Below are 22,999 nucleotides of genomic sequence, written 5' to 3'. Positions count from 1 at the left end.
GAGATCTCGTCGGAGGCACTCTGCGTGTCGTCTGCGCGTCGGTTACGGCGCGATGGCTCCTGTCGCGAGAAGCACCAGCAGCACGCCACCGAGCAGCACCCGGTAGATGACGAACGGCAGGAAGCTGCGCTTGGAGATCCAGTTCATGAAGAACGCGATCACGCCGAGCGCGACCACAAAGGCGATGCCGGTCGCGGCGAGCGTCTCCCCGGCGCTGAACACCGGCGTCTCGTCGAGGTTCTTGAACAGCTGGTAGAAGCCGGAGCCGAACACGGCGGGGATCGCGAGCAGGAAGGCGTAGCGAGCCGCCGCGGCGCGCTCGTACCCGAGGAACAGCCCCATCGTGATCGTTCCGCCGGAGCGGGAGACCCCGGGCACCAGGGCAAGTGCCTGTGCGAAACCGAAGGCGATGCCGTGCGGAACTGTGAGCTGGTTCAGTGCGCGACGCTTGGCGCCGACGTAGTCTGCGATTCCCAGCAGGATGCCGAACGCGATCAGCATTGTCGCAACGACCCACATCGATCGGAAGACCGTCTCGATCTGGTCCTGGAAGAGCAGCCCGAGCACGACGATCGGGATGCTGCCGATAATGATCAGCCATCCCATGCGCGCGTCCGCGTCATTGCGCGGGATCTTCCCGACCAGTGACAGAGACCAGTGCCTCACGATGCGGACGATGTCGCGCCAGAAGAACACGACGACGGCGGCTTCGGTGCCGATCTGCGTGATTGCAGTGAAAGCCGCGCCCGGGTCGGTGGCGGACGGCAGGAAGGTCCCCAGGATGCGCAGATGTGCGCTGGACGAGATCGGCAGGAACTCGGTGAGCCCCTGCACAATGCCGAGGAGGAGCGCTTCGAACAGGTGCATGCGTGAAGAAACCTTCTGTCAGGGAACGAGAGAGAACTCGTGATCAGTAGGTGCGGAAGAGATCCGCCAGCACCTGCTGTCCGAAGACCAGTGAGTCTACGGGAACTCGCTCATCGACACCGTGGAACATCCCGGTGAAGTCGAGCTCTGCGGGCAGCCGCAGCGGCGCGAAGCCGTAGCCGGTGATGCCGATGGCAGAGAGCGCCTTGTTGTCGGTACCCGCACCCAGCAGATACGGAATGACCGGGGTTCCGGGGTCATGGCGGTCGAGGGCGGCCACCATGGCGTCGACCAGCGGGCCTGTGAAGGGGGTCTCCATGCCGATGTCGCGCACGACGATCTCGATCTCGATGTCGTCGCCGACGATCTCCTGCAGCTGAGCGAGAACGGCATCCTCGGTGCCGGGCAGCACACGCACGTCGATGAGCGCCTCGGCGCGCTCGGGAATCACGTTGTGCTTGTACCCGGCCGTCAGGGCTGTCGGGTTCGTCGTGGTGCGGAAGCTGGAACGAAGGAAAGCTTCTGCGGGCCCGGCGGCGGACGCCAGGGCATCTGGATCCTCCGAGGAACGCCCGGAAAGCGCGCTGAGCCCCTCGAGCAGCTGTCGCGTCGTGTCCGTGAGCCGCACCGGCCAGTGCGTCCGTCCGATGGCCGCGACGGCTTCAGACAGCCGCGTCACGGCGTTGTCGGGGTGCAGTCGGCTGCCGTGCCCGGCGCGACCGCGGGCGACGAGGCGGATCCATAAGAGCGCCTTCTCGCCGACCTGCAGGAGATACGCGCGGTGCCCGTCGACGGAGATCGAGTAGCCGCCGACCTCGCTGATCGCCTCTGTCGCACCTGCGAACCACTCCGGTCGCTCGCGAACCACGAGCGCCGAGCCCTCGACCCCGCCGTTCTCTTCGTCGGCGAAGAACGCCAGGATCAGGTCACGCTCGGGCTGCTCCCCCGCGCGCAGCAGGTCAGCGACGGCCGTGAGGATCATCGCATCCATGTTCTTCATGTCGACGGCCCCGCGACCCCAGAGCATGCCGTCACGCACGATGCCCGCGAAGGGGTCGACGCTCCAGTCGTCGGCCATCGCCGGAACGACATCGAGGTGCCCGTGCACCACGAGCGCCGGCTTGTCGCGATTGCGTCCTGGCACCCGCGCCATGACGTTCGTGCGCCGAGGGACAGGCTCGAAGTAGGACGGGACGAGACCGAGCGACTCGAGGTAGGCGCCGACGTACTCTGCGGCCTCCCGCTCGCCCTTGGCGTTGCCGCCGCCGAAATTCGAGGTGTCGAACCGGATGAGGTCAGCGGCGACACGGACGACTTCGGGCAGTTCGGACGCAGAGTCAGGCATGGCCCCAGGCTATCGAATCGTGGCGACGCGCCCGGGCGTGCGACCCGGTTCGTGACGCCTCGGAGATCGTGCTAATCTCGATCTTCGTTGGAAACAACGAAAAAGATCTGCGCGGGTGGCGGAATGGTAGACGCGCTACGTTGAGGTCGTAGTGCTCGCAAGGGCGTGGGGGTTCAAGTCCCCCTCCGCGCACAGATCAAGAAGGCCGGTTCGAGAGAACCGGCCTTCTTCGCTTCCGCAGAGGCTCTTGCTCCTAGGGCTGGCGTTGGCTTCTATGCGCTCCACTCGCGGGCCTGCACGCCGTCCTTGCCATCACGTTTCACCTCGTACATGAGTGCGTCTGCGGCAGCGATGAACTCCGTCGCACTCGGGACGCGCGCACCGTCGCGCGGACTCCAGCCGAGCACGCCCACACTTGCCGAGAGTGGCATCCCCTCGGCGGGACCCTCGAGAGGCATCCGCACCGCTGCACGCACGCGCTCCGCCAGATTCCGCGAATCCTCCAGCGTCATAGCCTCGAGCACGATGAGGAACTCGTCGCCGCCGAGTCTCGCGATGACGTCGTTCTGACGGCATGCCCTCCGCAGGCGTGTGCTGACCGTGCGCAGCACCTCATCCCCCACCCCGTGACCGCGCGCGTCGTTGATCTGCTTGAAGCCGTCGAGATCGATGAAGAGAACCGCGCAGGGCTCCTCGTTCGTCGCGCTGCGCGCAAGGATCTCAGCGAGGCGGTCCTGGAACAGCATTCGATTCGGAAGACCGGTGAGGGCGTCATGCAGCGCGATGTGTCGCAGGCGATCCTGCAGTCTCAGATGCTCAAGAACGCGTTCTGCCTGCGCAGCCAGCGCATGCAGAGTCTCGATCTCCTCTCTTCCGAGGGTGCGCGGTCGGCCGAACCAGCACCGGATGTCGCCGAGCACGGTTGACCCGTCCTGCCCCTCACGCGTGATTGGGACGGCGAGGAGTGCCTCCACGCCATCCACCCTGAGGGCCGTGGCCTGTTGGGGCATCTCTGCCGCGATTTCGGTGAGATCACGGCAGATCAGAGTGTCGGGAGAGAACGCCTCGTCCGGTGCAACTCCCACGCTGGGCGGCGCCTGTCCCCACCGTCGGAGCGTCGCGGCGGAGATAGCATCAACGCCTGTGCTCTCCCGCAGGCGCACCTCCGTCCAGCGCGCCTGAAGGGCGGCTCCGGCACTGTCAACGAGGATCGCGCCGAGATCGTCACTTCCGCCTGCAAGTGCGAGCCGGCTCGTCGCCTCCTGCAACAGCGTCAGGGCACGGTGCGCGACGGCGGCTTCACGGCGGGTCTGAACGAGCTCCTGTTCGAACGCGACCCGCGCGGTCGCATCGAACGCGGCGATGTGGACGACGGGCGTGGGTGTGTCGCGCTCGCGCAGGTTCGCATTGACCAGCATGGGTCGCCGCTCCCCTGCACGCGTACGCACCTCCAGCGTAAGCGCCCGCACGTGCCCCGTCTCCACCAGGCGCGGCACGACCTGCGTCTCGTAGAGGAGCCGTGATGCGGGTGTCAACAGATCGACGAGGTTGCTGCCGATCAGTCCCTGTTCGTCGCCGAGCCATCGCGCGGTGGGGGCATTGTGCGCGAGGATCGTTCCCCGAAGCTCCATCGTGAGGATGGCGACGGGCGCGGCGTCCAGCAGGTCATGCGACAGCCCCGTGTGAGTGTGGTCGTCGGTCACAGCCGATCCTGGATCAGCTCGACGACGAGATCGGGCTCCGTCAGATGGACGAAGTGCCCGGCCGTGTCGAGCGACACGAGCTCACTGCCGGCAACGTGATCGCGCAGGTACCCGCCGATGTGCGGGGGGCAGATGATGTCGCCCTGAGACTGGACGATCGTGACGGGCACCGTGATCTCGCGGAGGCGATGGCGCACGTCACTGAAGAACACGACACGCGCGAAGTGCACTGCCACCCGTTCGGGCGTCGCGGCGAAGAAGCCACGGACACGGTCCACGACATCCGGGCGGTCGTCGCGTGCCGTCACTGCGGGAGCGAGAGAGGCCGCCCAGGCGGGCTGGTTCGCCTCGATCGCCCCGAGAAGCCCGAGCACATCCTCGCGGCTGAATCCGCCGATGTAGTCGCCATCATCGACATAGCGCGGCGAGGGGCAGACCATGATGATGCGACGGAAGAGATCCGGGCGACGGATCGAGGCCAACGCCGCGATCATGCCGCTGACGGAGTGCGCGACGAGAACAGCATCCTTCGCCTCGACAGCATCCATCACCTCGATCAGATCGTCGGCGTATCCCTCGAGCGAGTCGTAGCGCCTCTCGTCGTACGCGCGCAGATCGCTGCGGCCGGAGCCGACGTAATCGAAGAGGACGACTCGGTGGGTCTCTGCGAAGCGCTCCGCGATGCGACGCCACGCGGACTGCTCGTTGCCGTATCCGTGGGCGAACACGAGAGTGGGGCCATCCGCAGCACCCAGGACGGTGACGGCGTTGCGGGCGATGACAGCCGCCGATGCATCGTTGGAAACACTGACGGGGGGTGTGCTCACGGGGTGCCCTCTCGCTCGGATCGTGATTCGAGACTATCGGCGCGTGCGTGACTAGGCGACGTCGACGCCGAAGATCAACCCCAGGCCGTAGGTGATGAGGGCCGCGCCCAAGCCGATCGCCAACTGGCGCAGAGCACGCTGCAAGGGCGGACCCCCGGAGAGGATGCCGACAGCGGCTCCCGTCGTCAAGAGGGCGACGCTCACGAGGACAAGAGCCAGGATGACAGCAGTCGCGCCGTCCAGCCCGAAGATCCACGGCAGCACGGGGATAATCGCCCCGGATGCGAAGAGAAGGAAGCTCGACGCTGCGGCGCCCCAGTCACTGCCGACGACCTCCGCCACGCCGACACCGTGCGTGCGTACGGGACCCGTCGCGGCTCTCCGGGCACCCGCCTTGGCCGCTGCGACGACGCGTCGCGCGCGCTCCAAGGACTGCGTCTCATCATCGCCGCGTGCCCGGTAGACGAGGGCGAGCTCGTTCTCATCGATGTCGAGGTCACCCGCCCGCAGTTCCGCAGCGCCATCTGCCTCCGTCGCCGCGAGAAGCTCTCGCTGGGAGCGCACCGAGACGAACTCGCCCGCTCCCATGGAGAGCGCGCCGGCCAGAAGGCCGGCAATGCCGCTGAACAGAACGAAGGCGGAGCTCGCGCCCGTCGCGCCGATGCCGATCACGAGTGCCAGGTTGCTCACGAGCCCGTCGTTCGCCCCGAACACGGCGGCGCGGAACGAGCCGGAGAGTCGTCGGCGCCCACGGGCGGCCAATCCCCGCACGACCTCGTAGTGCACCTTCTCATCGGCGCGCATCGCGGGGGTGGCGTAGATCTCGGCGTCATAGGGAGAGCGCGCTTCGGCGCTCTGCGCCAGAGCGAGGACGAAGATCGATCCGAACCTGCCGGCCATCCGCCCCAGCACCCGCGAGGAGAGTCCCGCCTTCGGCAGGCGCGCAGGCTCCTCACCGAGAAGTTCGAGCCAGTGCTGCTCGTGACGGCGCTCGGCCTCTGCGAGCGAGAGCAGGATCTCGCGTTCCTCGCCCTCGCGACGCTCTGCGAGGCGCTCGTACACGCGCCGTTCGGCGCGCTCCTCGACCAGGTAGCGTGCCCAGCGGCGCCGATCAGACGGCGTCGGGGTGGCAGGCGGATTCATCGGGACCTCCAGGATGCGGACAACTGTTCCACGCTAGTGAACGCTCACCGCGCGGACCCCATCCGGAGTCGGATTGACAGCATTTCGGGGTTCCGAAGGAACCACCGATCAGCTGCGGACGCGGCGTCGGAGCAGGTCGATTCGCGCCTGCAGCTGCGCGACAGTTGCCTGTGCGACGGCGGGTCCTCCGCAGAGGCGGCGTAGCTCGGCGTGGACAGCCCCGTGCGGATCGCCGGTCTGGCGCGCGTAGACGCCGACCAGACTGTTCAGCAGCTGCCGCTGCTCGCGCAGCGTGCGGTGCAGCGGCTCGGGCAGGGTCGTCGTCGGCGCCGGATCTGTCGCCTCACGGGCGGCACGGAGCTTGCCCTGTCGCGCCTGGCGCTGCATGAGCAGTTCGTGGACGTGCTCCGGCTCGAGAAGACCGGGGAACCCGATAAACTCCTCTTCTTCGGGTGTGCCGGGTTCGGCGAGCTGTCCGAAGTCCTTGCCGTCGAAGACGACGCGGTCGAAGTGCGCGAGTGAGGAGATCGCCTGATAACTGAACTCCTCAGTCAGGGCATCGGATGCGTCGTCCTCACGATTGGCCGCGTCCAACAGCGAGTCCTCGAGACCGTCGTCGTCCTTGGTCTGACGATCGAGCGCATGATCGCGCTGCTTCTCCATCTCGTTCGCGAGCGTCATCAGCACCGGCACGTTGGGCAGGAACACGCTGGCTGCTTCACCACGACGACGTGCTCGCACGAACCGGCCGATGGCTTGTGCGAAGAACAGCGGCGTCGAGGAGGACGTCGCATACACGCCGACGGCGAGTCGCGGGACATCGACACCTTCGGACACCATCCGCACCGCGACCATCCAGCGGCTCGTGTTCGCGCTGAACTGCTCGATGCGTGACGACGCCTCGGCCTCGTCGGAGAGCACGACCGTCGCCCGTTCGCCCGTCAACTCGCGCAGCAGGACGGCATAGGCACGCGCAGCGGTCTGGTCGGTGGCGATGACCAGACCACCCGCATCGGGCACATGGTGACGGATCTCGGTCAGACGTCGGTCGGCGGCGGAGAGCACCGCGGGCATCCACTCCCCTGCCGGATCGAGCGCCGTGCGCCACGCCTGGGAGTTGACGTCCTTGGTGTTGTCCTGCCCGAGGTGCGCCTCGAGCTCGTCGCCGGCGCTCGTGCGCCAGCGCATCTTGCCCGAGTACATGTGGAAGAGCACCGGTCGCACGACGCCGTCGGCGAGTGCGCGTCCGTAGCCGTAGCGGTAGTCCGTGCTCGACACGCGTGCGCCGGACTCGTCGGGCAGATACTCGACGAAGGGAATGGGAGCGGTGTCGCTGCGGAACGGCGTTCCCGACAGCAGCAGGCGACGCCGCGCAGGGCCGTAAGCATCGCGGATCGCGTCACCCCAGCTCAACGCATCACCACCGTGGTGGACCTCGTCGAGGATCACGAGCGTCTTGGCAGACTCTGTCAGAACCCGGTGGACGTAGGACTTCGCAGCAACCTGCGCATACGTCACGACGACGCCGTGGTACTGCCGGGCGGGCATCGAATGGTTGTTCCGGAAACGCGGGTCCAGACGGATGTGGACTCGGGCCGCGGCGTCCGCCCACTGGGTCTTGAGATGCTCGGTCGGAGCGACCACGATCACACGGTCGACCTCGCCGATCCGAAGCAGCTCCACCGCGAGGGTCAGAGCGAAGGTCGTCTTTCCTGCACCCGGGGTCGCCGCAACCAGAAAGTCACGCTGATCAGCCTGGAAGTACGCGTCGAGCGCCTCTCTCTGCCAGGCCCTCAGCTTGTCTGCAGTACCCCACGGGGCGCGCTGGGGGAAGGACGGAGAAAGCATCGTCATCAACGATAGACGAGGCGTCGGACAACCGACGAACCTGTCGAGCGGCCCTCCTCAGAGGGTAGGCTCGTGGGCGCGGTCCGGGCACCCTCGCACCGCGAAAACGCCCCGAGGAGGCTTGCCGATGACCGGTCAGGAAGCACCACGCACCCCATTCGTCGCCAACGACACCCCGCACCCGTGGCGGCGCTTCGTCGCCGTCGGAGACTCGTTCACCGAGGGCATCGGCGACCCCGAGCCCTCCGCCCCCGGCGGACAGCGCGGCTGGGCGGATCGCGTCGCGGAGGTGCTCGCGTCACAGGTCGACGACTTCGCCTACGCCAACCTCGCCGTCCGCGGAAAGCTGATCGGCCAGATCAGCGACGAACAGATCGAACCGGCTGTCGCCCTCAACCCCGACCTCGTGTCGATCTGCGCCGGGGGCAACGACGTGATTCGCCCCGGAACCGACCCCGACGAGATCGCGACGATGCTCGACGACGCCGTCACGCGCCTCTCGCGCACGGGCGCCGCGGTCGTGCTTTTCACAGGAATCGACACGGGCTTCACCCCGGTCTTCCGCCCGTTCCGCGGCAAGGTCGCCATCTACAACGAGAACGTGCGTGCGATCGCCGACCGGCACGACTGCATCGTGGCCGATCAGTGGGGCCTCAAGGTCATCCAGGATCCACGGTTCTTCGCGGACGACCGTCTGCATCTCAACGCCCTCGGGCACCATGAGGTCGCCCGCATGGTGCTGCGTGCGCTCAACGTCCCCAATGACCTTCAGGCGATGGCGCCGGATCCGCTGCCCGTGCGCACCTGGCGTGAGGCGCGCGGCAACGATGTCGCCTGGGCGCGTGAGCACCTCGTTCCGTGGGTGCTGCGACGCCTCCGTCATCAATCGTCCGGCGACTTCGTCGAGGCCAAGCGCCCCGACCCGATGCCCGTGCTGCGTCTCGAGCAGGACTGACTACGGCGCCGGCGGGTGGCGGAGCGCCCAGAGCGCGACTGCACCCGCCGAGGCGACGTTGAGCGAGTCCACGCCGCCGTACATGGGAATGGTCACGACCACATCCGCCGTCTCGAGGGCCTCCGCACTCAGTCCGTTTCCCTCGGTGCCGAGCGCAAGAGCGACCCGCTCCGCCCGCTGAGGCGCGTACTCCTCCAGCGTGACCGCGTCCTCCCGGAGCGCGAGGGCAGCGATCTGCACCGTGGGAAGCTCGTCACGCAGCTGCTGCCAGGACGTGAAGCGGCTCCACGGCACCTGGAAGACCGTGCCCATGCTGACCCGGACGCTCCGCCGGTAGAGCGGATCCGCGCAGCGTGCGGAGATCAGCACCGCATCCGCTCCGAGGGCAGCGGCGGCGCGGAAGGCCGCACCGACGTTCTGATGCTCGATCAGATCCTCGAGGATCAGGATGAGTCGGGCACCCTGCGTCACCTGCGTGATGCTGGGCAACGCGAGGCGCTGCATCGAAGCGAGCGCACCTCGGTGCACATCGAAACCCGTGACAGCTTCCGCGACCGCATCCGGCACCACTGCGATGAGCACCTGCGGATCCGTGACGATCTCGCGGACATCAGCGAGCCGCCGCTCCTGAACCATGACCACCCGCGGACGGTGGCCTGCGGCGACAGCGCGAGCGATGACCTTGGTCGACTCCGCCATGTAGAGCCCGTCAACGTGCTCACTGCGCAGCCGAAGGGCCGTGTCGGTGAGATTGCGGAAGTCGTCCAGACGCGAATCGTCCGGGTCTTCGATGGTGACGACGGGCATGAGGACCTCTCAGCGATGCGGTGACGTGGGTTCTGCGACACCGGCCTCCACTCTGCCATGCCGCTCTAGGCTGAGAGTGCACCGCGCGCACGTGCGGAGCACCGGAGGGAGCGGCGCGCGATGGAATCGGTCGACATCGATGAACAGGTCGCTCGCGCCATCGATCTGCTGGCCGATCGCCGCACGGCGGTGCTCACGGGCGCCGGGATCTCCGCGGACTCCGGGATCCCGACCTATCGGGGTGCCGCGGGAGTTCCCCGCCGCCCGATGACCGTGCAGGACTTCCTGAGCGGGGATGCGGCGCGTCGCCGCTACTGGATGGGCGGCCACCTCGGTTGGCGCCGCTTCAGCGCCGTGCACCCCAATGCGGGGCACCGCGCGCTCGCAGTGCTCGAGCGTGCGGGTGCCGTGACCGGCGTCATGACGCAGAACGTCGACGGTCTGCACCTGCAGGCCGGCAGTCAGCGTGTCATCGAACTACATGGCACGGGTCGACGCGTGTACTGCCTGCAGTGCGGACAGGTGTTTGATCGAGAGAGTGTCGCCGCGCAGATCGACGCGAGAAACCCGTGGCTGGCCGCGGCGGACGACATCCCTCTGGGTCCCGACGGCGATGTGGTCCCCGAAGCCACCGACGGATTCCTGGTGCCGGTGTGCACCGTCTGCGGGGGAATGCTGAAACCCGACGTGGTCTTCTTCGGAGAGACGATTCCGCTCTCCCGCTTCCGCACGGCGGAGTCGCTGCTCAGGGCGTCCGACGCGCTCCTCATCGCGGGGACGTCTCTGGTCGTCAACTCCGGGGTGCGCTTCGCCGAGCGGGCGCGCCGGCGAGACCTGCCGATCGTGATCGTGAACCATGAGCCGACGCGCGTCGACACGTGGGCGGCGCTGACGATCGCGGCTGGTACGAGCGAAGTCCTTCCGGCGATGGCGCGGGTGTTCACATCATCCACTCCGGTTGCGCTGAGTAGGGTCGAGGAGTGACCTTCTTCGCTCTCGTCCGCCACGGCCAGACGGCCTGGAACTTCGACCGCCGCATCCAGGGACTCACCGATATCCCGCTCAACGAGACGGGTCTCGCTGACGCACGTCGCGCCGCCGACACTCTGCGCGGCGAGACGTTCGATGCCGTCATCACAAGTCCGCTGCTGCGGGCGCAGCAGACCGCGGAGGTCATCGCGAGCGAACTCTCGCTTCCTGCCCCCGTGATCGCGCCGTCCCTGCACGAACGCGCGTTCGGCGAGGCGGAGGGGATTCTGGTCGAGGAGTTCCTCGATCGCTACGGCGACTGGCATGCAGAGGTTCCCGGAGCTGAGAGCTTCGACGAGGTGCGCGAGCGTGCACTCACAGCGCTCGACGACCTCGCCCGCCGCGCCCGCGCCCAGACCGCCCCACGCGCACCGCGCCTCATCGTGGTGACGCACGGCGGACTCATCCGGTCGCTCGTGCATCATGCCTCGAAGGGCACGATCCCCGCACACGGCAGCCGACTGCTCAACGGCTCGGTGCATCGGTTCGTCGCGGACACCGCCGGCGTGCACCTGCTGGCTTCGGATCTCGGGCAATCCGAAGAGCTCATCGGGGTCTAGACGGCGCCGTCATGCGCGCTGAAGGATCGAGCGCGCATGACGGAGCACGGGCTCATCGATCATCCGCCCGTCGTAGCGGAAGACGCCCCTCTCCCCCTCTGCGGCGGCCAAGACCCCCTGGGCCCACGTCACGAGCTGCGGATCCGGCCGGTAGGCCGCTCGGATGACGGCCACCTGCTGCGGATGGATACACGCGGTCGCGCCGAATCCGGACGCCGCCGCGTCCGCCGCCTCCCTTGCCAGACCGGAGACGTCGCCGATATCGAGGTGGACGGCATCGATCGCGGCGATTCCCGCCGCACCTGCCGCGAGCAGCACCTGGGCCCGCGCGACGCGAGCGACGTCGCGGTAGCGACCGTCCGCATCACGACTTGACGTTCCGCCGAGAGAGGCGACAAGGTCTTCCGCACCCCACATGAGCGCAGCGACCCGCGGATGCCGCGCCAGCTCCGGCGCTGCCTGCACACCGCGCGCCGTCTCACACAGTGCGATGAGGTCGTAGCGTACGCCGAACGCGTCCAGCGCAGACGCATCCTCGGCCTTCGCGACCATGACCGTGCGGATCCGCGTCTCCGCGAGGGCGGCGAGATCGGCAGCGAACTCATCGCTGTCGGTGCCGTTGACGCGAACGATCACGCGGTCGGGGTCGAGGTCTGCGTCGACGAGCGCGCGGCGTGCCGCTGCCTTCGCGGCGGGCAGCACAGCGTCTTCGAGGTCGATGATGGCCGCATCGGCCTTTGTGAGCGCGGATGCGTACCGTTCCGGACGATCTGCGGGACAGAACAGCAGCGCGGGTCCCAGGGAGAAGGAGGGAGACATCGGCATCACTTTCCGGGATCGGGACTGCAGAGGACGAGAACAGTGCGACTCGCGGTGGCCACGACCGTGCCATCCTGGTTGCGGCCGGTGTGTGCGATCGTGCAGATCCCCTGCCCTGGCCGCGAGGCCGACGGGCGCTTCTCGGTGATCACGCTCTCGGTGTAGAGGGTGTCACCGTGCAGAACCGGGTGTGGAAAGCGCACGTCCCCGAGCCCGAGCTGCGCGACGAGCGTGCCCTGCGTGAGCTGAGCGACAGACGCGCCGACCATGGTCGACAGCGTCCACATCGAGTTCATCAGGCGCTCTCTGTACGGCCCTTGCGTCGACGCGAAGGCGGCATCCAGGTGGAGCGCCTGCGTATTCATGGTGAGAGTGGTGAACAGCACGTTGTCTGCCTCCGTCGCGGTGCGCCCTGGCCGATGCAGGTAGCGCGCGCCGACGACGAACTCCTCGAAGTAGAGTCCACGCTGCACAATGTCAGGACCTGCGGTTTCTGCCTGCGCGTTCACGTTCTCCACGGTAGCGCTCCCCTCGCCTCAGGCCACGCCCAGGGCCCGTGCGATCACGAGCAGCTGCACCTCGGTCGTGCCCTCGCCGATCTCCAGGATCTTGGAGTCCCGGTAGTGGCGGGCGGCCGCGAACTCGTTCATGAAGCCGTTCCCACCGAGAATCTGCGTAGCGTCTCGCGCATTGTCCATGGCGGCTTCCCCGGCGACGAGTTTGGCGATCGCGGATGCCACGGCGAACGGCTCCCCCGCGTCGCGAAGTCGTGCTGCATGATGCCAGGCCAGTCGCGCGGTGTGCACGCGGGCTGCCATGCGGGCGAGTGTGAACTGCGCATTCTGTCGGGTGCTCAGCGCCGCGCCGAAAACCGTCCGACTCTGGGCGTAGCGGGTCGCCTCTTCGAGGCATCCCTCCGCAGCGCCGGTCGCGAGGGCCGCGATCGCGATGCGACCTTCGTCGAGAATGCTGAGGAAGTTGCGGAAACCCTCGCCGCGCACGCCCAACAGGTTCTCCTGCGGGACACGCACACCGTCGAGCGTCAGGGGGTGCGTGTCGGACGCGTTCCACCCCACCTTGTCGTAGGCCGGTTCGACGGTGAAGCCCGGGGTGCCGTTCGGCACGATGATCGTGGAGATCTCCTTGCGTCCGTCCTGCTGGCCGGTCACCGCAGTGACCGTCACGAAGCGCGTAATCGGAGTGCCGGAGTTGGTGATGAACTGCTTCGTACCGTCGATCACCCACTCGCCGCCGTCCTCGCGTGCGGTCGTACGGGTCGCGCCGGCGTCACTGCCTGCTTCGGGTTCGGTCAGGCCGAAGCCTGCAAGCGCATGTCCGGCGAGGAGATCGGGAAGGTACTCCTGCTTCTGCTCCTCCGTGCCGAAACGGAAGATCGGCATGGCCCCGAGGCTCACGCCCGCTTCGAGGGTGATCGCGATGGACTGGTCCACACGGCCCAGTGCCTCGATGGCGAGGCAGAGCGCGAAGTAGTCTCCGCCCTGCCCGCCGTACTCCTCCGGGAAGGGAAGACCGAAGAGACCGATCTCCCCCATCTGCCGCACGACATCCATCGACAGGGTGTGCGTGCGGTCGGCCTCGTAGGACTGCGGTGCGACGACGGTGTCGGCGAACTCACGGACGAGGCCGGCGAGCTCGCGTTCTTCGGCGGAGAGATCGTTCATGACAGGTGCTCCTTATGAGAGTCGGAGGCCTCGGGGTCTGAGGCGGATGCTTCTTCGGTGGCGACGATGCGGGCGACGGACTGCTCCCGACGCACCTGATCGCCGATGGCGACGAGCAGGGAGACTGTCCCGTCATGTGGTGCGAGGACGGGATGCTCCATCTTCATCGCCTCGATGGAGACGAGCCGATCTCCTGTGCGCACGACGGCACCGTCGCTGACATGCAGAGCGACGACCGTTCCGGGCATCGGCGCCCGGCAGAGCGGGTCATGCGCGGCGTCCTGCTGGGTCATGGCGGCTCGGCGCAGACGGAATCGTCCCGCGCGATCAATCGGACGAAGGCGGATGCTGTCGCCTGCGGCGCTCACCCAGACAGCGCCATCCGCGTCCACGGCCGCCGTGGCTCCTGATGCATCCCCGTTGTCGGGTACCTCGAAGACCTCATCGTTATCTGTGCGGAACCAGCGTGCGGCTCGCGGTTCCGCGCGGCCGAGCCGCCACCCGGGCCGCTCCGCCCACAGGCCGGAGACATGCGTGCTCGACGGTGCTCCGCTCGTCACTCCTGCGGCGGCGACGAGCATGGCGGCGGCGGCTGCGGACGGCGCGATCGGCAGCAGGGTCTCGATGAGCCCGGTGTCGATGTCTCCTTCCCGCACCCGCTCGTTCTGACAGAGCTGTCGGAGGAAGGCGATGTTCGTGTCGACCCCCAGCACGACGGTCTGCGCGAGAGCCGCATCCAGACGTTCCAACGCAATGCGTCGGTCAGGCGCGTGCGCAATGATCTTGGCGATCATCGGGTCGTAGGCGCCGGAGACAGTACTGCCGGTCTCGACCGCCGAATCCACACGCACACCCGCCGGTGCCGTGAACACCAGGATCTCTCCCAGTGACGGAAGGAATCCGCGCGCCGGGGCCTCTGCGTAGACGCGTGCTTCGACGGCATGTCCCTGCGTGATGAGTGTGGTCGCGCGCTCCGGCAGCGGAAGACCAGCCGCGACGAGAAGCTGCAGTTCGACCAGGTCCAGCCCGGTCACCTCCTCTGTCACGGGATGCTCCACCTGCAGGCGCGTGTTCATCTCGATGAAGAAGAACGTCGCGGGATCATCGGCGTCGACGAGGAACTCCACTGTGCCCGCGCCCACGTAGTCGACGCTCTCGGCGGCTCGCACCGCCTGCGCGAGGAGGGCGTCGCGCGTCGCAGCAGGGAGTCCCGCCGACGGCGCCTCTTCGATCACCTTCTGATGCCGGCGCTGCAGCGTGCACTCGCGTTCCCCCAGTGCGATCACGGTGCCGTGCTCATCACCGAAGACCTGCACCTCGATGTGGCGGGGACGCGCGACCAGTCGTTCCAGCACGAGGCTGTCGTCGCCGAATGCGGCCGCGGCAACCCGGCGCGCGGAGTCGAGTGCCGTCTGCAGCGTCGCGGCATCCTGCGCGATCTCCATGCCCTTGCCACCGCCACCGGCCGACGGCTTCACGAGGAGCGGATACCCGACATCCGTAGCACGGGCGGCGATCTCCTCGTCGCGGAGGCCGACAGCGGAGAATCCGGGAGCGACGGGGACGCCCCGAGCCAGGACATGAGCGCGTGCGGTCGCCTTGTCGCCCATGATCTCGAGCGCTGTCGCCGAGGGGCCGATGAAGACGATCCCGGCCGCCGCGCAGGCATCCGCGAAAGCCGCGTTCTCCGAGAGGAAACCGTAGCCCGGGTGGATCGCCTGCGCGCCGTTCATCTGCGCAGCCGCGATAACCGCATCGATCCGCAGGTACGACGACGTGGCCGGATCGGGGCCGAGGCGCACGGCGACATCCGCCTCCCGCACGTGGGGTGCCGTGGCATCCCCCTCGCTGTAGACCGCGACGCTGCGGATGCCGAGAGCGCGCAGGGTTCGGATGATACGACGGGCGATCTCCCCGCGGTTCGCGACGAGGACGGTGTCGAAGGGAGGTGTGTGGGTCATCGGGTCACATCCGGAAGAGTCCGAAGCGCGGCTCCGGAAGAGGACTGCGGGAAATCACGTCGAGGGCGAGTCCGAGGAGGTCACGCGTCTGGTCGGGGTCGACGATCCCGTCGTCCCACAGTCGCGCGGTGCCGTAGTACGGCTCCCCCTGGGTCTCGTATCCGGCGCGGATCGGGGCTTCGAAGGCCGCACGCTCCTCCGACGTCCACGTCTCGCCGCGTGCGCTGAGCTGGTCGTCCTTGACGGTGGAGAGGACGGAGGCAGCCTGCACTCCGCCCATGACCGAGAGCCTGCTCGCGGGCCAGGTCCACAGAAACCGCGGTGAGTATGCCCGTCCGCACATGGAGTAGTTGCCCGCACCGAAGGAGCCGCCGATCACGACCGTGAGCTTCGGTACGCGCGTCGTCGCGACGGCTGTGACCATCTTCGCCCCGTGCTTGGCGATGCCACCGGATTCGGCCTCCGTGCCGACCATGAATCCGGTGATGTTCTGAAGGAACAGCAGTGGGATGCCGCGCTGATCGCAGAGCTCGATGAAGTGCGCGCCCTTCTGCGCGGACTCTGAGAACAGCACGCCGTTGTTGGCGATGATCCCGACCGGGTGCCCGTGCAGCCGTGCGAAGCCCGTGACGAGGGTGGCACCGTAGTCCCGCTTGAACTCCGAGAACGATCCGCCGTCGATGAGCCGGTCGATGACCTCGTGGACGTCGTAGGCGGCATTCACGTCGACGGGGACGACGTCGTACAGACTTCCGCCCTCGTCGGGCGCGCGCGCCGGAAGCACTTCCCAGGCCGGCGCAAGCGGCGGCGGAAGCGTTGCGACGATGGAGCGCACGATCTCGAGTGCATGCTCATCGTCATCGGCCAGGTGGTCGACGACACCGGACACCCGGGCGTGCATCTCTCCGCCGCCGAGCGCCTCGGGAGTGACGACCTCGCCGATCGCGGCCTTCACGAGCGGCGGTCCGCCGAGGAAGATCGTGCCCTGCTCCTTCACGATGACCGTCTCATCGCTCATCGCCGGCACGTATGCGCCTCCGGCGGTGCAGGAGCCGAGAACCGCAGCGATCTGCGCCACCCCGGCGGCAGACAGCTGCGCCTGGTTGTAGAAGATGCGCCCGAAGTGCTCTCGGTCTGGGAAGACCTCGTCCTGCATCGGCAGATAGGCACCGCCGGAGTCCACGAGGGCGACGCACGGAAGGCGGTTCTCGCAGGCGATCTCCTGGGCGCGAAGATGCTTCTTCACGGTCATGGGGAAGTACGTTCCGCCCTTGACGGTGGCGTCGTTGCAGATCACCATCACTGGCCGTCCGTGCACGAGGCCGATCCCGGTGATCATCCCCGCCGCAGGCGCCTCGTCGTCGTACATTCCGTCGGCAGCGAGCGGTGCGATCTCGAGGAAGGGGCTGTTCTCATCGAGGAGTCGTGTCACACGATGACGAGGAAGAAGCTTTCCCCGTGCAATATGACGGTCCCTGGCGGCCTGTGGGCCCCCTTCCGCGACATGTTCGAGTCGCGCACGCAATGCCTCTGCGAGACTGCGTTGCGTGGGAGCATCCGTCATCCTGTGGTCCTCCTTGACTCACCGCCACCCGAAGGTAGAGATTAGAGACGAAACTGGTTAGTCTTCATTAACTGACGACTTCAGGTTAGCGAGGGTTAACTGAAATGACAAGGGTGTCCACTCCCCGATCGCGCGCGAAACAAGACCGTCAGACCGCCCTGCTGCGCGAGGCCGCCCGGCTCTTCGCAGCTCGCGGTTTCTCCGCGGTGAGCCTGGAGGAGATCGGTGCCGCCGTCGGCGTCAGCGGGCCGGCCGTCTATCGCCACTTCGCCGGCAAGCAGGCCCTTCTCGGCGCCCTGCTGGTCCAGGTCAGTCAGAAGCTGCGCGACGGCGGCCGCGAGGTCATCGATGCGCACACCGAGCCCGCCGCCCGCGTCGAGGCGCTCATCGGATTCCACGTCGACTTCGCCCTGGGCCACCCCGATGTGATCCGCGTGCAGGATCAGGACGCCGCACATCTGCGCGACGAGGACTACGCGGCCGTCCGTGATCTGCAGCGCGAGTACATCGAGATGTGGATCCGCGCGATCGAGCCCCTCGTCGCCGAGGACCGCTCCGCGCGTCGCCTGCGTGTGCAGGCGTGCTTCGGCCTCATCAACTCGACACCCCACAGCACGAGTGCGACGACGCGCGCGAGCAGAGCGACGGCGAACGTGCTATCGCGCATGGCCAGCGCCGCTCTGCTCGCCTGAGGGGCTCCCCGCAGTTCCAGAGGAGAGCCCCTCAGGAGGCGATCAGTAAAGCAGCGCCCGGCCTGGTTCCTGCAGGATGTCCGCGACCGCCTTCAGGAACTGCGAGCCCTCCGCACCGTCGACGAGACGGTGGTCGAACGACAGGCTCAGCGTCATGACCTCACGCAGCGCGATCTCGCCGCGGTGCTCCCAGGGCTGACGTCGGACCGCTCCGGTCGCCAGGATCCCGGACTGCCCCGGAGGCAGGATCGGGGTGCCCGCATCGATGCCGAAGCTGCCGATGTTCGTGATCGAGAAAGTGCCGCCCGCGAGTTCCGCCGGCTGCGTCTTGCCCGCACGCGCGGTCGACGCCAGCGTTCGCAGCGCCTCCGCCATCGCGGGCAGTGACAGCGACTGCGCCTCGCGGATGACGGGAACGATCAGCCCCCGCTCGGTCGCAGCGGCGATACCGAGATCGACGAAATGGTTCTGCACGATCTCCCCCGCAGACTCGTCCCAGAACGCATTGAGCCCCGGATACTGCGGCAGCGTCAGGCAGACTGCCTTCGCGACGACCGCGAGCGGGCCGATGCGATGCTCGCTCAACGTCCGGTCGGCGCGGAGAGACGCGATGAGTGCCATCGTGTCCGTGACATCCACCGTGTGGAAGGTCGTGACGTGCGGCGCCGTGAAAGCGCTGCGCACCATCGCCTCTGCGGTGTGCTTGCGGACACCGCGGATCGGGACGCGCGTCGTGCGCTCTCCGGACGGCAGCGGGGCCTGCGACCCCCGCTCCACGGGCACGGTGTCCCGCGCGGCTGTCGAACGCTCCGAGATCCGCGCGAGGTACGCGTCGACATCGCGGCGGGTGATCAGCGGAGCCCGATCGTCGACGGTCGCCATCTCGGCGCTCAGCAACACGAGGTCGACCCCGTGGTCCTTCGCATACTTGCGCACCGGCGGCGTCGAGCGTGGACGCTCCAGCGGCGCGTCCACCACGGCGGTTGCGACCGCGTCGTGCGGCGCTGCCGCGCGCACCGCCTCGTCCGCGCTCGCATCACTGACGGCCACACCGAGGCGCCGCGCGCGACGAGCCGGACGTCCGCGCGAACTGGGTGCGGCGCCGTAGCCGACGAGGTTCGGCTCCGCCTTCTCCTCGGAGGCGCTCTCCGCGTCCCCGGTCTTCGCCGGCGCATCCGGAGCAGATGGCTCCTCCCCTGCGACTTCGAAGGCGATCAGGGGCGCACCGACCTCGACGGTCTCGCCGGCCTGGGCGTGCAGGACACTGACGGTGCCCTCGTAGGGCGAGGGAAGCTCGACGACCGCCTTCGCGGTCTCGACCTCGGCAAGAGTCTGATTCAGGGCGACCGTGTCGCCGACAGCGACGAGCCACTGCACGACCTCCGCCTCGGCGAGGCCTTCTCCGAGGTCCGGAAGGAGAAACTCCTGCTTCATCGCTCTGCTCCCGTCAGGCTCTGCGAATCTCCGATGACCCGATCGACGGCACCGAGGATACGATCCAGATCCGGCAGATGGTACTTCTCCAGCTTCGCGGGCGGATAAGGAATGTCATGGCCCGTCACCCGGAGCGGCGCCGCCTCCAGCCAGTCGAAGCACTTCTCGGTCAGGCTCGCGATGACCTCGGCCGCGACACCCGCCTCCCGAGAGGCTTCATGCGCGACGACGACACGGCCCGTCTTGCGAACGCTCGCGGCGACGGTGTCGTAGTCGACGGGTGAGAGCGAGCGCAGATCGATGACCTCGAGCGAGCGTCCTTCGTCAGCGGCGGCGGTCGCGGCATCCAAAGCCGTTCCGACCATCGCTCCGTAGGTGATGATCGTCGCATCCGTGCCCTCACGCGCGACGCGTGCCAGACCCATCGGAGGCGCGTCCGCGAGTGCGCCCTCCAGATCGACCTCACCCTTCGAGTGGTACAGCCGCTTGGGTTCGAAGAAGATCACCGGATCGTCGCTCGCGATCGCCTGACGCAGACACGTGTAGGCGTCCTGTGGGTTGGACACCGCGATGACCCGCAGCCCCGCGGTGTGCACGAAATACGCTTCGGGCGACTCCGAATGATGCTCGGCCGCGCCGATGCCGCCCGCCCATGGGATGCGGATCGTGATCGGCATCCGCACGGTTCCCTGTGTGCGATAGTGCAGCTTGGCGACCTGCGCCACGATCTGATCGAACGCCGGATATACGAAGCCATCGAACTGGATCTCGACGACGGGCCGATACCCGCGGAATGCGAGCCCCACGGCCGTGCCGACGATTCCCGATTCGGCGAGCGGCGTGTCGATCACGCGCTGCGCACCGAACTCGTCCAGCAGTCCGTCCGTGATGCGGAACACACCACCGAGCTTCCCGATGTCCTCGCCGAGAAGCACGACCCGGTCGTCATCCTTCATCGCCTGTCGAAGACCTGCGCCGAGCGCCTTTCCCAGTGTGAGCGTCGTCATCTCACGCCTCCTCGAAGGTGTCCAGGTAGCGTGCGTAGTCCGCGCGCTGCTCGGCCAGTCCCGTGTGCGGCGCGGCGTACACGCCGTCGAAGACCGCCAGCGGCCCGCGCGTGACCATCCCCAGGCAGGCGGCGCGCAGTTCGCGGGCCGCAGTGTCCGCATCCGCCTGGATCGCCGCGACATGCTCATCGCTCAGTTCCTGCTGTGCCCGCAGGTGGGCCTCGACGCGAGCGAGTGGGTCGCGCGTGCGCCACGCCTCCAGCTCGACGTTGTCGCGGTAGCGAGTCGGGTCGTCCGCGGTCGTGTGCGGCCCCATTCGGTAGGTCACCAGCTCCAGGAACGCCGGCCCCTTACCGGAGCGCGCGTGGTCCAGCGCCCAGCGCATCGCAGCCAGACAGGCGAGCACGTCGTTGCCGTCGACCCGGAGACTCGGGATGCCGAAGCCCGGCGCGCGCCCGGCGATGGGATACCTCGCCTGCACGGAGACGGGCTCGGAGATCGCCCAGTGGTTGTTCTGGCAGACGAACACGACCGGCGCCTGATACGAGGAAGCGAAAACCATCGCCTCGTTGACATCACCCTGGCTCGTGGCGCCGTCGCCGAAGTAGGTCACGGCGACCTGGTCGGCGCCATCGTGCAAGATGCCGAGGGCGTAGCCGACGGCGTGTAGGGTCTGTGCGCCGATGATGATCTGGAGCGGTGCCATATGCATCACGGCCGGGTCGTAGGACGCTCCCTCTTCGCCGCGCCACATCCGCACGAAGTCTGCAGGCTTCGGGTCGCGCACATAGACGACCCCCGTCTCGCGGTAGCTGGGGAAGACGAAGTCATCGGCGCGGAGCGCACGGGCGGTGCCGATCTGGGATGCCTCCTGACCGTTGCACGGCGCCCAGAGGCCCAGCTGCCCCTGCCGCTGCAGGGCGACGCCCTCGGCGTCGATGCGGCGCAGGATCACCATGTCACGGTAGAGAGCACGCAGCGCTTCCGCGTCGATATCCGGGACGTAGGAATCCAAGAGCTGGTGCGCGCGCCGAGTCCCATCCGGGGCCAGAAGCTGTTCCGTCAGCGCGAGGTCTGTTTCGACATCGACGATCGGGGTGCTGTGCGGTGACATCATCGTCCTCCTCTGCAGAAGCTGCCCTTGTGGGGCGGCGTTCCTTCATCGCGGCGTCGTCGCCGGTACCCCAGAAGCTACGCGCGTTTCGCACCTAGCTCAAGCATTTGCGGGCGCCTTGAGCATGTTGCCAAGACATGCGCGGATTCGGGCTGTTACTGTTGGTCACTATGCCCGCCCTGGACCGCACTGATCTCGACCTGCTGGATGCTCTGACGGCTGATCCCCGCGCCACCGTGGTCGCGCTCGCAGAGAAGCTCGGACTGTCCCGCAACACGGTGCAGGCGCGAATGGCCCGGCTGGAACAGTCCGGCGTCTTCCTCTCCTTCGAGCGCTCACTCTCCCCCGCCGTCCTCGGCTTTCCTCTGCAGGCGTTCGTCAGCATCAGCGTGCGTCAGACAGAGCTGCCGCGCATCATCTCCGAGCTCGCGCGCATCCCCGAGGTGGTGCAGGCGCACGGGCTCAGCGGATCCGTCGACCTCCTCACGCGCGTGGCATGCCGTGACGCGCGTCATCTCTTCGACACGGATGCGCGCATCCTCTCGATCGACGGCGTCGAGCGCACAGAGACTTCCCTCGCGATGGGCGAGGTCATCCCGTTCCGTGTCGGCGGACTCATGGGACTCGCTCGCCGCGAAGTGTGAGCGAGGCTCAGACGAACTGACGGATCGCCGCGGCGGCTTCGGCCGGAGTCTCGTAGTGGATGAGGTGACCGACGTCGGCGATCTCGACGAGAGTCGCATCCGCGAACAGTGTCGCCAGCCGTCGCTCCGCCTCGATCGGGGTGATGTCGTCCTTCTGCGCGGCGACCAGGAGCGTCGGCACACGAATGCGCGCGGCGAATTCTGTGACATCGTGTGAGACGCTCGCGACGAAGGCATCCTTCAGCACATCGCGATCCGCGAACCGAGAGAAGTACGTATCGTGCTGGTCATGGATGAAGCGTCGCAGCACGGGATCGCTCGTCTTCGCCATAGTGACGCTCGCGACGCGCACGATGATCCGGCTCCGCAGCAGCGCCGTGCCGAGCTTCTCGGGTAGCCTCGCGCCCATCGCGTAGTAGAAGACGGCGAGCCGCGTCATGAGTCCCTTGGGGCCTTCGAGAGCCGGCGCACCGATCGGATTGATCAGGATGAGCTTCGGAGTCGCAAGCCCCCCGGCCACAGCCGCCGAGGTGATGATCGAACCGAAGGAGTGCCCGAGGATCACCGCGCCCGGCGCGACCTGCGCGGCGAACTCGGTCAGCCAGGCCGCATACTCATCGAGGTCGTGGGTGCGATCCTGAAGAGGCGAGGTCTCGCCGAAGCCCGGGAGATCCGGCGCGATCACGCGCACGTCGGGCAGGTACGCGAGCACGGGTTCAAGACCGTGGTGCTCGCCACGAAACCCGTGCACTGCGATGAGGGTCGTGGCGGCGTCATCCGGTCCGTACACCCAGTAGGCCGTCCTGCCCCCGCGCACGTCCACTTCATGCCGCTCCATCGGCAGGGCGGACAGGCGTTCTGCGTAGGGCGAGAAGACAGGCATTCTCCGAGTCTACGGAGCGTGGCCTGAGTGCTGCGCGCACACCCGAATGCCCCCCTTCCGCGCGTCATGTTCCGCGCTCTCCGAGCGCCTTCCGAGCGATGTCGGAGGCCGGCTC

Annotated in this window: 21 protein-coding genes and 1 tRNA gene; 6 read left to right on the top strand and 16 right to left on the bottom strand. The window is 67.6% G+C overall.

Annotated elements, in window-relative coordinates; genetic code table 11:
* Window positions 1-42 precede the first annotated feature (42 nt).
* Together AC1REM_RS11340 and AC1REM_RS11335 are read right to left on the bottom strand one after the other, a co-directional pair.
* On the bottom strand, window positions 43-867 hold the full coding sequence (locus AC1REM_RS11340; RefSeq protein WP_492514725.1) for an undecaprenyl-diphosphate phosphatase: 825 nt from the start codon (window positions 865-867) through the stop codon (window positions 43-45).
* 43 nt (window positions 868-910) lie between these two features.
* Window positions 911-2,212: a M20/M25/M40 family metallo-hydrolase gene (locus tag AC1REM_RS11335; RefSeq protein ID WP_492514724.1), complete on the bottom strand. Its 1,302-nt coding sequence runs from the start codon at window positions 2,210-2,212 to the stop codon at window positions 911-913.
* A gap of 109 nt (window positions 2,213-2,321) precedes the next feature.
* Here AC1REM_RS11335 and AC1REM_RS11330 point away from each other — a divergent pair.
* Window positions 2,322-2,404 (top strand) — tRNA-Leu (locus tag AC1REM_RS11330).
* 80 nt (window positions 2,405-2,484) lie between these two features.
* Here AC1REM_RS11330 and AC1REM_RS11325 read toward each other — a convergent pair.
* The 4 genes from AC1REM_RS11325 to AC1REM_RS11310 form a co-directional block, all read right to left on the bottom strand.
* Window positions 2,485-3,915, bottom strand: coding sequence for a diguanylate cyclase domain-containing protein (locus AC1REM_RS11325; RefSeq protein WP_492514723.1), 1,431 nt, complete (start codon window positions 3,913-3,915; stop codon window positions 2,485-2,487).
* Window positions 3,912-4,742: an alpha/beta fold hydrolase gene (locus AC1REM_RS11320; protein ID WP_492514722.1), complete on the bottom strand. Its 831-nt coding sequence runs from the start codon at window positions 4,740-4,742 to the stop codon at window positions 3,912-3,914. The genes AC1REM_RS11325 and AC1REM_RS11320 overlap by 4 nt, the downstream gene beginning before the upstream one ends.
* Before the next feature lie 51 nt (window positions 4,743-4,793).
* Window positions 4,794-5,885: a VIT1/CCC1 transporter family protein gene (locus tag AC1REM_RS11315; RefSeq protein ID WP_492514721.1), complete on the bottom strand. Its 1,092-nt coding sequence runs from the start codon at window positions 5,883-5,885 to the stop codon at window positions 4,794-4,796.
* Between the two features lie 108 nt (window positions 5,886-5,993).
* Window positions 5,994-7,733: a DEAD/DEAH box helicase gene (locus AC1REM_RS11310; protein WP_492515476.1), complete on the bottom strand. Its 1,740-nt coding sequence runs from the start codon at window positions 7,731-7,733 to the stop codon at window positions 5,994-5,996.
* A 127-nt stretch (window positions 7,734-7,860) separates the two neighbouring features.
* Here AC1REM_RS11310 and AC1REM_RS11305 point away from each other — a divergent pair, with 127 nt between their 5' ends.
* Window positions 7,861-8,688, top strand: coding sequence for an SGNH/GDSL hydrolase family protein (locus AC1REM_RS11305; protein ID WP_492514720.1), 828 nt, complete (start codon window positions 7,861-7,863; stop codon window positions 8,686-8,688).
* Here the strand turns inward: AC1REM_RS11305 and AC1REM_RS11300 are convergent, their stop codons facing one another.
* Complete coding sequence (locus tag AC1REM_RS11300; RefSeq protein ID WP_492514719.1) at window positions 8,689-9,495, bottom strand: TrmH family RNA methyltransferase; 807 nt, start codon at window positions 9,493-9,495, stop codon at window positions 8,689-8,691.
* A 120-nt stretch (window positions 9,496-9,615) separates the two neighbouring features.
* Between AC1REM_RS11300 and AC1REM_RS11295 the strand changes: the two genes are divergently transcribed.
* Entirely contained in the window at window positions 9,616-10,479 is an 864-nt protein-coding gene (locus AC1REM_RS11295; protein ID WP_492514718.1) for a Sir2 family NAD-dependent protein deacetylase, read from the top strand.
* Window positions 10,476-11,084, top strand: coding sequence for a histidine phosphatase family protein (locus AC1REM_RS11290; RefSeq protein ID WP_492514717.1), 609 nt, complete (start codon window positions 10,476-10,478; stop codon window positions 11,082-11,084). Before AC1REM_RS11295 ends, AC1REM_RS11290 begins: the two co-directional genes overlap by 4 nt.
* A 9-nt stretch (window positions 11,085-11,093) precedes the next feature.
* On the opposite strand, the gene AC1REM_RS11285 is transcribed toward AC1REM_RS11290, so the two are convergent.
* The 5 genes from AC1REM_RS11285 to AC1REM_RS11265 are packed head-to-tail and all read right to left on the bottom strand — an operon-like array spanning window position 11,094 to window position 17,110.
* Window positions 11,094-11,903: an HpcH/HpaI aldolase/citrate lyase family protein gene (locus AC1REM_RS11285; RefSeq protein ID WP_492514716.1), complete on the bottom strand. Its 810-nt coding sequence runs from the start codon at window positions 11,901-11,903 to the stop codon at window positions 11,094-11,096.
* Window positions 11,904-11,908: 5 nt separating this feature from the next.
* The gene (locus AC1REM_RS11280) at window positions 11,909-12,412 is read right to left on the bottom strand and encodes a MaoC family dehydratase (RefSeq protein ID WP_492514715.1); all 504 of its coding nucleotides are present in this window, start codon (window positions 12,410-12,412) and stop codon (window positions 11,909-11,911) included.
* A gap of 27 nt (window positions 12,413-12,439) precedes the next feature.
* Window positions 12,440-13,585, bottom strand: a complete 1,146-nt coding sequence (locus AC1REM_RS11275; RefSeq protein ID WP_492514714.1) for an acyl-CoA dehydrogenase family protein — start codon at window positions 13,583-13,585, stop codon at window positions 12,440-12,442.
* Window positions 13,582-15,546, bottom strand: a complete 1,965-nt coding sequence (locus AC1REM_RS11270; protein WP_492514713.1) for an acetyl/propionyl/methylcrotonyl-CoA carboxylase subunit alpha — start codon at window positions 15,544-15,546, stop codon at window positions 13,582-13,584. The genes AC1REM_RS11275 and AC1REM_RS11270 overlap by 4 nt, the downstream gene beginning before the upstream one ends.
* 4 nt (window positions 15,547-15,550) lie before the next feature.
* Window positions 15,551-17,110, bottom strand: coding sequence for a carboxyl transferase domain-containing protein (locus AC1REM_RS11265; protein ID WP_492514712.1), 1,560 nt, complete (start codon window positions 17,108-17,110; stop codon window positions 15,551-15,553).
* Window positions 17,111-17,214: 104 nt separating this feature from the next.
* Here AC1REM_RS11265 and AC1REM_RS11260 point away from each other — a divergent pair, with 104 nt between their 5' ends.
* A complete protein-coding gene (locus AC1REM_RS11260; protein ID WP_204939899.1) occupies window positions 17,215-17,802 on the top strand; it encodes a TetR/AcrR family transcriptional regulator in 588 nt (195 codons plus the stop codon).
* 42 nt (window positions 17,803-17,844) lie between these two features.
* On the opposite strand, the gene AC1REM_RS11255 is transcribed toward AC1REM_RS11260, so the two are convergent.
* Genes AC1REM_RS11255 through pdhA form a run of 3 tightly spaced genes read right to left on the bottom strand, consistent with a single transcriptional unit; the run spans window position 17,845 to window position 21,357 of the window.
* Window positions 17,845-19,236: a dihydrolipoamide acetyltransferase family protein gene (locus AC1REM_RS11255; protein ID WP_492514711.1), complete on the bottom strand. Its 1,392-nt coding sequence runs from the start codon at window positions 19,234-19,236 to the stop codon at window positions 17,845-17,847.
* Complete coding sequence (locus AC1REM_RS11250; RefSeq protein ID WP_492514710.1) at window positions 19,233-20,243, bottom strand: alpha-ketoacid dehydrogenase subunit beta; 1,011 nt, start codon at window positions 20,241-20,243, stop codon at window positions 19,233-19,235. The genes AC1REM_RS11255 and AC1REM_RS11250 overlap by 4 nt, the downstream gene beginning before the upstream one ends.
* A gap of 1 nt (window position 20,244) precedes the next feature.
* Entirely contained in the window at window positions 20,245-21,357 is a 1,113-nt protein-coding gene (pdhA, locus tag AC1REM_RS11245; protein ID WP_492515475.1) for a pyruvate dehydrogenase (acetyl-transferring) E1 component subunit alpha, read from the bottom strand.
* A 170-nt stretch (window positions 21,358-21,527) separates the two neighbouring features.
* On the opposite strand from pdhA, the gene AC1REM_RS11240 reads away from it, so the two are divergent.
* On the top strand, window positions 21,528-22,001 hold the full coding sequence (locus AC1REM_RS11240; protein WP_204939895.1) for an Lrp/AsnC family transcriptional regulator: 474 nt from the start codon (window positions 21,528-21,530) through the stop codon (window positions 21,999-22,001).
* Between the two features lie 7 nt (window positions 22,002-22,008).
* Here the strand turns inward: AC1REM_RS11240 and AC1REM_RS11235 are convergent, their stop codons facing one another.
* Window positions 22,009-22,884: an alpha/beta fold hydrolase gene (locus tag AC1REM_RS11235; RefSeq protein ID WP_492514709.1), complete on the bottom strand. Its 876-nt coding sequence runs from the start codon at window positions 22,882-22,884 to the stop codon at window positions 22,009-22,011.
* Window positions 22,885-22,999 lie beyond the last annotated feature (115 nt).

It is taken from the genome of Microbacterium sp. GW823-FHT02G05 (genome assembly GCF_058797175.1).
Note: the sequence above shows the minus strand (reverse complement) of the source record. Positions and strands in the feature narration are given on the sequence as shown.